General features: G+C 62.1%; 6 protein-coding genes. 3 read left to right on the top strand and 3 right to left on the bottom strand.

The genetic code is table 11. From position 1 onward, the window contains the following. Nucleotides 1–99: 99 nt before the first annotated feature. The 3 genes from IM282_RS19955 to lsrR all read right to left on the bottom strand — a co-directional run bounded on the left by IM282_RS19955 (nt 100) and on the right by lsrR (nt 4,908). Nucleotides 100–2,121, bottom strand: a complete 2,022-nt coding sequence (locus tag IM282_RS19955) for an NADPH-dependent 2,4-dienoyl-CoA reductase (RefSeq protein ID WP_058677359.1) — start codon at nt 2,119–2,121, stop codon at nt 100–102. Nucleotides 2,122–2,316: 195 nt separating this feature from the next. Continuing rightward, nucleotides 2,317–3,903: an autoinducer-2 kinase gene (lsrK, locus tag IM282_RS19950; protein ID WP_154849980.1), complete on the bottom strand. Its 1,587-nt coding sequence runs from the start codon at nt 3,901–3,903 to the stop codon at nt 2,317–2,319. A 33-nt stretch (nt 3,904–3,936) separates the two neighbouring features. Then, nucleotides 3,937–4,908, bottom strand: coding sequence for a transcriptional regulator LsrR (lsrR, locus tag IM282_RS19945; RefSeq protein ID WP_022649464.1), 972 nt, complete (start codon nt 4,906–4,908; stop codon nt 3,937–3,939). A 215-nt stretch (nt 4,909–5,123) separates the two neighbouring features. Between lsrR and lsrA the strand changes: the two genes are divergently transcribed. The 3 genes from lsrA to lsrD are packed head-to-tail and all read left to right on the top strand — an operon-like array spanning nt 5,124 to nt 8,617. Further along, a complete protein-coding gene (gene lsrA / locus IM282_RS19940) occupies nt 5,124–6,611 on the top strand; it encodes an autoinducer 2 ABC transporter ATP-binding protein LsrA (protein ID WP_192970757.1) in 1,488 nt (495 codons plus the stop codon). Next, on the top strand, nt 6,608–7,639 hold the full coding sequence (gene lsrC, locus IM282_RS19935; protein ID WP_192970756.1) for an autoinducer 2 ABC transporter permease LsrC: 1,032 nt from the start codon (nt 6,608–6,610) through the stop codon (nt 7,637–7,639). The genes lsrA and lsrC overlap by 4 nt, the downstream gene beginning before the upstream one ends. After that, nucleotides 7,640–8,617: an autoinducer 2 ABC transporter permease LsrD gene (gene lsrD, locus IM282_RS19930; protein WP_192970755.1), complete on the top strand. Its 978-nt coding sequence runs from the start codon at nt 7,640–7,642 to the stop codon at nt 8,615–8,617. Nucleotide 8,618 lies beyond the last annotated feature (1 nt).

The following is an 8,618-nucleotide window of genomic DNA, read 5'->3' as shown; positions in this document are numbered from 1 at the left end:
GTCTCCTCTTCTATGCCAGTTATAACTGTTACCCATGTATCCGGTCTAAAGTGTTACCCATGTTTCCGGTTCATACCGAAGCGCCACCGGGCGATGCCGTTAAATACTCAGCGCCAGTTTTGTCCCCTGCGCAATCGCCCGCCGCGCATCCAGTTCCATCGCCACGTCGCACCCGCCGATCAAATGCACCGTTTTACCCGCTTCGCGCAGCGGATCGGCCAGATCGCGCTTTGGCTCCTGTCCGGCGCACAAAATCACATGATCCACGCGCAGCAGCTGCGGTTCACCACCGATCAGCACATGCAGCCCGTCGTCGTCGATCTTCTGGTAGCTCACCGCCGGGATCATCTTCACCCCGCGCGAGAGCAGGGTGGCGCGGTGGATCCAGCCAGTGGTTTTGCCCAGCCCTTCACCCGGCTTGCTGGCCTTACGCTGGAGCATCACGATCTGACGCGGGCTTTTCGGCAGCTGCGGCCCTTCCGGGCGTAAACCGCCGGACTGACTGAGACTGGTATCAATGCCCCATTCCACGCAGAACTCAGCGATGTTCTGGCTGGTGGCTTCGCCCGGCTGGCTTAAATACATCGCGGTATCAAAACCGATCCCGCCGCAGCCGATGATCGCCACCTTCTCGCCAACCGGCGCTTTGTCGCGCAGCACGTCCAGATAGCTCAATACCTTCGGATGATCGATGCCTTCGATCGCAGGGGTGCGCGGGGCGATCCCACTCGCGAGGATCACCTCGTCGAAACCGATCAGATCCGCCGCGCTGACAACCTGATTGAGCCGCAGATCGACGCCCGTCACCTCGATCATCCGGCGGTAATAGCGCAGCGTTTCATAGAACTCCTCTTTGCCGGGGATCTGTCTGGCGATAGTAAACTGCCCGCCGATTTCCGCCAGCGCATCAAACAGCGTCACGCTGTGCCCACGCGAGGCGGCATTGACCGCAAACGCCAGGCCAGCGGGTCCTGCGCCCACCACGGCCAGACGCTTCTTGTTGGTCGCAGGAACGATCGGCATTTTGGTTTCATGGCAGGCGCGGGGATTCACCAGGCAGGAGGTGACCTTGCCGACGAAGATCTGATCCAGACACGCCTGGTTACAGCCGATACAGGTGTTGATCTCATCCGCACGGCCGCTTTGCGCTTTGGAGAGCAGTTCGGCATCCGCGAGGAACGGACGCGCCATCGACACCATATCGGCGTCGCCGCGGGAGATCACATCGTCCGCCACCTGCGGATCGTTAATGCGGTTAGTGGTCACCAGCGGAACGGAGACTTTGCCTTTCAGCTTGCGCGTTACCCAGCTGAACGCCGCACGCGGCACCGGCGTGGCGATGGTGGGGATGCGCGCTTCGTGCCAGCCAATCCCGGTGTTGATAATGGTGGCACCGGCGGCTTCAATCGCCTGCGCCAGCTGCACGGTTTCGTCGAAGGTGCCGCCGCCTTCCACCAGGTCGAGCATCGACAGGCGGAAGATGATAATAAAATCCGCACCGGCACGTTCACGCACCGCGCGCACCACCTCCACGGCAAAACGCATGCGGCGGGCATAGTCACCACCCCATTCGTCGTCGCGCTGGTTGGTGCGTGCGGCGAGGAATTCATTGATCAGGTAGCCTTCTGAGCCCATCACCTCCACGCCGTCGTAACCCGCTTCCCGCGCCAGCGCGGCGCAGCGAGCAAAGTCATCTATCAGCGCCAGGATCTCGTCATGGCTGAGGGCATGGGGAGTAAAGCGGTTAATCGGTGCCTGAATAGCCGAGGGGGCAACCAGGTTCGGCTGATAGCTGTAGCGCCCGGTATGCAGAATTTGCAGGGCGATTTTGCCGCCCTCGTTGTGAACCGCATCGGTCACAATGCGGTGGTGCGGCAGCTGTGTCGCATCGTTCAACACCGCGCCGCCCTCCATCGTCACCCCGGAAGGGGCAGGGGCTACGCCGCCGGTGACAATCAGCGCCACCCCGTGGCGCGCGCGCTCGGCATAGAAGGCTGCCAGACGTTCAGCCCCGTCCGGACGCTCCTCCAGCCCGGTGTGCATTGAGCCCATTAACACGCGGTTTTTGAGGGTAGTGAACCCCAGATCGAGAGGGGCGAATAACGACGGGTAGCGGCTCATAGTCTCTTCCAGTGTAAAATTATTGTTATGTGGTCGGATGAGTTACTAATTTAGCCAGCGGCGGCAGAAAGGTAAAAGCGGGATCGAATGATTGTGATAGATCTCAAAGAACTTCCCCTCACCCCGGCCCTCTCCCCAGAGGGGAGAGGGTGAAAGGCCGCACGGAGCAGTCCCCTCTCCCCTCTGGGGAGAGGGTTAGGGTGAGGGGCGTGTGTCGCGCATCAGGCCCGGCGCCTGCCACATCGACGTGGTCAGCCCGCTGTCCACCAGCCCGAGCTGGTCCGCGTATACCGCCTGCCATTTCTGCATCATGCCGTCGTACAGCTCGCGGTGCTGCGGGTTTGGCGTGAACTCGCGGCTCCACTTCACCAGCCGCTCGCCCGTCGAAGCCATATCCGCGAACAGCCCCGCGCCAGCTCCTGCGGCAATGGCGCAGCCGAGCGCCGTTGCCTCTTTGACTTCTGGCACGCGCACCGGCAGGCCGGTGACGTCGCTTAAAATCTGGCTCCACAGGGCGCCCTTTGCGCCGCCGCCCGCAAACACCAGGCTCTCAAACGTCACGCCGGAGAAGCGCGAAATCTGCGCCAGGTTGCAGGCCGAGACGATCGCCGCGTTCTCCTCCAGCGCGCGGAACAGCGTCGCTTTGTTGCACTTTTCCGGGTCGATGGAGAGGTTAATAAACGACGGCGCGGCGTGGTACCACTGTTTGAAATGCATCGCGTCGGAGAAGATCGGCATCACCCCGTGGGAGCCCGGCGGGACGCGGCTCGCCATCTCTTCGAGCAGGGAGTAGGGGTCCATTCCCATGCGTTCGGCAATCAGCTTCTCTTCGGCGCAGAAAGCGTCGCGGAACCAGCGCATGGTCAGCCCGGTAAAGAAGCTGATCGACTCTGCCTGCGCCATGCCGGGGATAACGTGCGGGTTTACGCGGATGTTCATCTCAGGGTCGGTGCGCACCTGCGGCAGGTTCACCACCTGTTGCCAGAAGGTGCCGCCCAGCACCGCCGTTTGTCCGGCGCGCACCACGCCCAGCCCCAGACAGCCCAGCTGCACGTCGCCGCCGCCCATCACCACCGGGGTGCCCTCGCGCAGACCGCTCTGTTGTGCGGCTGCTTTGGTGATGGCCCCCAACACGGTGCCGGTCTCTTTTACCGGGGAGAGGATATCGGCACGCAGCCCGGCCATGTCGAGCAGCGCCGGACGCCAGTCGCGGGAGAAGAGATCCAGCATGCCCGTCGTGCCCGCATTGGACGGGTCCACCGCCAGCTCGCCGGAGAGCTTCGCCGCCAGCCAGTCGCTGATCATGGTGATGGTGGCGGCTTTACGATAAATATCCGGACGATGGTGCGCCAGCCACAGCAGGCGCGGCATGGCGCTGAGGGCAAGCGTCTGGCCGGAAACGTCATACACTTCGGATTCAAACCGGTAGTCGTGGATCTCTTTGAGTTCAGCTACCTCTCGGCTGGCGCGGGCGTCGACGTTGGCGCAGGCCCAGATAGCCTCGCCGTTGCGGTCGTACAGCACAATCCCTTCGCGCATCGAACAGCAGGCGACGGACTGAATATCCGCCGCGCTCAGGCGCGCGCGCTCCAGCGCCTGATGAATACACCGGCAGGCCAGCTGCCAGTTGGTGTCGAGGTCGAACTCCATCGAGCCCGGCACGTTCTCGACGCTCAGGTGTTTCCACTCGGCCTGGCCAACGGCAATCTGGTTGCCCTGCAAATCGAAAATAACGGCGCGAACGCTGCCTGTCCCTGCATCTAACGCTAAAAGGTAACTCATGAGCATGCCTCATTGTTAGCGCAGGGAGGGCTCTTAAATGGCCAGAGCCAGCACCGCGCGGGCTGTCGTCTCTTCCGTCACCAGGCCATTAATACGGCGGCCCTTCAGTGCGGCATAAATCGCATCGGCTTTCTCTTCCCCCCCGGCCACGCCTACGATGGTGGGCAGCTGTGCCAGTTCATCGAGCGTGACGCCCAGTAGTTCTTTGTGGATCTCCAGCTCCTCGACGCATTCCCCTTCGGCATTGAGGAAATAGCCAAGGATATCGCCGACCGCGCCCTTGCGGGCGTACATCAACTGTTCACCTTCGCTGATATAGCCGGAGCGCAGTATCGTCGCGTCACGGCGCTGGTTCACCGAGCCAATGCCGACCACCGCCACGTCAGCGGCGGTGGCGGCGAGGATCACGTCCCGCACGCTGGTTTCGCGCTTTAAGATCCCGGCGACTTCAGCGGATGACACGCGAAGCGGGGCAGGGATCATGCTGACGCTACAGGCCGCATCCAGCTGGCCGATACCGGTCATATACGGCCCCACGCCGCCGGAGAGCGTCACCAGGCGGATCTGCTGTGAGCTGATAAAGCCGCTCAGGTGTTGCAGGCTGCTCATGGTGGTTTCACCGAAGCCCACCGCTAACAGCTGGCCGGGCTCCAGCACGCCCATCAGCGACTGGGCCGCGCCAATGCCTAACCGCACGTTCATCGGCGGCGTATTCAGGGCGGGCATCACGCGCACCAGCTTCAGGCCAAATCGTTGTTGCAACTCGGTTTCCAGCGCCAGGCAGCCCTCGTAGCGGGAGTTTATCTGCACGCGGATCACCCCGGACTGACGGCCTTTCTCCAGCAGGCGGGAGATCTTCAGGCGCGGCAGCCCGAGCCGCTCGCCGATGTCGTTCTGGGTCAGCCCGTCGTGGTAGTAGCACCAGGCCACGCGCGCCACCAGCTCCTCTTCCGCCAGTGCCAGCCCGGCAAACCGTCCTTCTTCCGCAGTGCGTTTATCGCTCATAGTTGAACTCTTATAAAAATTTAGATCATATGTTCGTGATGGTGCGGCGTGAAAATGTGAGCCACGCGACAAAACGGATCTTTTCGATCCTTTCCGGTTTATCTGAATCTCAATCGATAAAACTGTGATCCCTGCACGGTTGTAAATATAGTTCACCGTCTACGCTTTTGAACATTATTAAATCTAAAAATCATTTGTTCAATAGCGGAGCGATGATGACACCACTTCTCGAGGCACGTGACATCTGCAAACAGTTCTCTGGCGTGCCTGTGTTAAAAGGCATTGATTTCACGCTGCTTGCTGGGCAGGTGCATGCGCTGATGGGCGGTAACGGCGCGGGAAAATCGACGTTGATGAAAATCATCGCCGGGGTTGAAACGCCGGATCGCGGTGAGCTTTCGGTTGCGGGCGAGTCTTTTGCACGGCTTACCCCGTCGCAGGCGCACCGGTTAGGCATTTATCTGGTGCCACAGGAGCCACTGCTTTTCCCCAACCTGACGGTGCGGGAAAACATCCTGTTTCGTCTGCCGCGCGAACGAGATCGGGAAAAGCGGCTGGCGGAGAAACTCCAGCAGTTGCAATGTCAGCTTAATCTCGATGCCGCTGCCAGCACTCTGGAAGTCGCGGATCAGCAGATGGTGGAGATCCTGCGCGGGCTGATGCGCAACGCCAGAATTCTGATCCTCGACGAACCCACGGCATCGCTCACGCCGGGCGAGACCGAACGCCTGTTTCGCCAGATCCGCGCGCTGCAGGATCTCGGCGTTGGCATTGTTTTTATCTCGCACAAGCTGCCGGAAATTCGCATGCTTTCGAGCCACGTCTCGGTGATGCGCGACGGCGCGGTGGTGCTGAGCGGCGAAACCGCGCACTTTGACGATAACGCCCTGATCGCCGCCATGACGCCGGTCAGCCGGGAAAAGTCGCTAAGCGATACGCAAAAGCTGTGGCTGGCGCTGCCGGGCAACCGCCGAACCCAGGCGCAGGATTTCCCGGTGCTGCGGGTGGAGGATCTCACCGGGGAAGGGTTTATCGATCTCAGCCTTGAGATTTACGCCGGGGAGATCGTCGGTCTGGCCGGGCTGGTGGGGTCCGGGCGTACCGAGTTTGCCGAAACGCTTTACGGCCTGCGTCCGGTACGCGGCGGGCGAGTGTGGCTGGAGAACCAGGAGATCACCGCCGTTCCGGTCAGTTCCCGTCTGGAAAAAGGGCTGGTTTATCTGCCGGAAGACAGGCAGGTGTCCGGCCTGTTTCTCGACGCGCCTGTCCGCTGGAACACGGTGGCGCTGAACGAGCCGTCGCTCTGGCAGCAGCGAAAGCGGGAGTCTGCGGTGGTGGAGCGTTACCACCGGGCGCTGGGGATCAAGCTCAACCATGCGGATCAAACCGTGCGCACGCTCTCCGGTGGTAATCAGCAGAAGGTGCTGCTGGCGCGCTGTCTTGAGGCAAATCCGCTGCTGCTGATCGTCGATGAACCGACGCGCGGCGTGGACGTATCGGCGCGCGCCGATATCTACCAGCTGCTGAAAAGCGTGGCGGCGCAGAACGTGGCAGTGCTGATGATCTCAAGCGATCTCGATGAGTTTCCCGGCCTCGCGGATCGGGTGCTGGTAATGCATCAGGGCGTGATCAGCGGCGAGCTGCCGCGCCACGCCGTCAGTCTCGACCGGATGATGGCGCTGGCGTTTGGAGGGCAATCATGAAGATCTTACTGAAAAACCGCGAGCTGAGCGCGTTTCTCGCCATTCTGGCCCTGTTCGCCGTGCTGGTGGCGCTGAACCCGTCCTACCTGAGCTTACAGACGCTGGGGATGATCTTCGCCAGCTCGCAGATCCTGATCCTGCTGGCCATCGGCGCGGCGCTGGTGATGCTGACCCGCAATATCGACGTCTCCGTCGGCTCCACCGTCGGGTTGTCCGCCATTGCCGTCGGCGTGGCGCTCAACAGCGGCTACAGTCTGCCCGTTTCCATTCTCTTCGCGCTGTCGATTGGCGCGCTGGCGGGGGCGTTCAACGGTTTTCTGGTGGTGGGGCTGCGCATTCCAGCGATTGTCGCCACCCTCGGCACGCTGGGGCTGTATCGCGGGGCGATGCTGCTCTGGACCGGCGGGAAGTGGATTGAAGGGCTGCCGCCGGGGCTGAAATCCCTCTCTGAGCCTGCCGCCGTCGGCATTTCTCCGCTCGGCATTGTGGTGTTGATAATCGTGGTTACAGGCGCGTGGACATTGTCGCGCACCGCCTTTGGCCGTGATTTCTACGCCGTGGGGGATAACCTCGCCGCCGCACGTCAGCTGGGCGTGGCGGTGAACCGCACGCGGATGCTCGCCTTCACCCTCAACGGCATGCTGGCGGCCTGCGCCGGGATCGTCTTTGCCGCGCAGATAGGCTTTGTGCCCAACCAGACCGGCAGCGGGCTGGAGATGAAAGCCATCGCTGCCTGCGTGCTGGGGGGCATCTCGCTGCTGGGCGGCACCGGCACGCTGGTCGGTGCGTTCCTCGGCGCGTTCTTCCTCACCCAAATCGATACCGTGCTGGTGCTGTTCAGGCTCCCGGCGTGGTGGAATGACTTTATCGCCGGGTTGGTGCTGCTGGGCGTGCTGGTGCTCGACGGGCGTCTGCGTCAGGCACTGGCGCGGCATCAGCGGGCGCTGAAATACAGCCGTTTCCAGCCCGGTAACAAAGGGGGAAAGCACGTCACCCCGTTTCCCAAACGCAAAAAAGAGGTGGCGTGAATGAGGCTTAACTGGGAAAGCGCGCTGCTGATTTTACTGGTGCTGGAGATCCTGCTCTTCGGCGCCATCAACCCGCGCATGCTTGATATCAACATGCTGCTGTTCAGCACCAGCGACTTTATCTGCATTGGCATCGTGGCGCTGCCGCTTACGCTGGTTATCATCAGCGGCGGGATCGACATCTCCCTCGGCTCAACCATCGGCCTGTGCGCCATCGCGCTGGGGGTGATGATGCAGGCCGGGTGGCCGATGGCGGTTGCCATCCCGCTGACGCTGTTGCTCGGCCTGCTGTGCGGGCTGGTGAATGCGGCGCTGATCCACTACACCGGCATCAGCCCGTTGGTCATTACCCTCGGCACGCTCTACCTCTACGGCGGCGGGGCGCTGCTGCTCTCCGGCATGGCGGGGGCGACGGGCTACGAGGGGATCGGCGGCTTCCCGGACAGCTTTACCGCCTTCGCTAACCTCACGGTGATGGGCCTGCCGATCCCGCTGGTGCTGTTCGCGGTGATTACCGCTTTCTTCTGGCTGATTACCCATCGCGGGCGCTTTGGTCGGCATCTGTTTTTAATTGGCCAGAATCCGCGCGCGTCGCGCTATGCGGCGCTGTCGGTGAACGGTATGCCGTATGCGCTGTACGGCCTGGTGGGCGTGGCCTCGGCGATTGCCGCGCTGGTGATGGTCTCCTATTTCGGCTCCGCGCGTTCGGATCTGGGGCGCGATTTACTGATGCCTGCGCTCACCGCCGCCGTGCTCGGCGGAGCGAATATCTACGGCGGCTCAGGTTCGGTTGTCGGTACGGCGCTGGCGGCGCTGCTGGTGGGGTACCTGCAACAGGGTTTACAGATGGTTGGCATCCCCAACCAGGTGTCGAGCGCGCTGTCAGGGGCGCTGCTGGTTGTGGTGGTGATGGGGCGTTCGCTGAGTCTGCACCGTGAATGGGTGCGTTCTCTCTTCAGAAAACTATCCGGAGCGTAAG

Origin of the sequence: Enterobacter cloacae complex sp. P29RS (genome assembly GCF_014893445.1) — a bacterium.
GTDB lineage: Bacteria > Pseudomonadota > Gammaproteobacteria > Enterobacterales > Enterobacteriaceae > Enterobacter > Enterobacter intestinihominis.
This window is presented reverse-complemented; position numbering and strand designations above follow the sequence as displayed.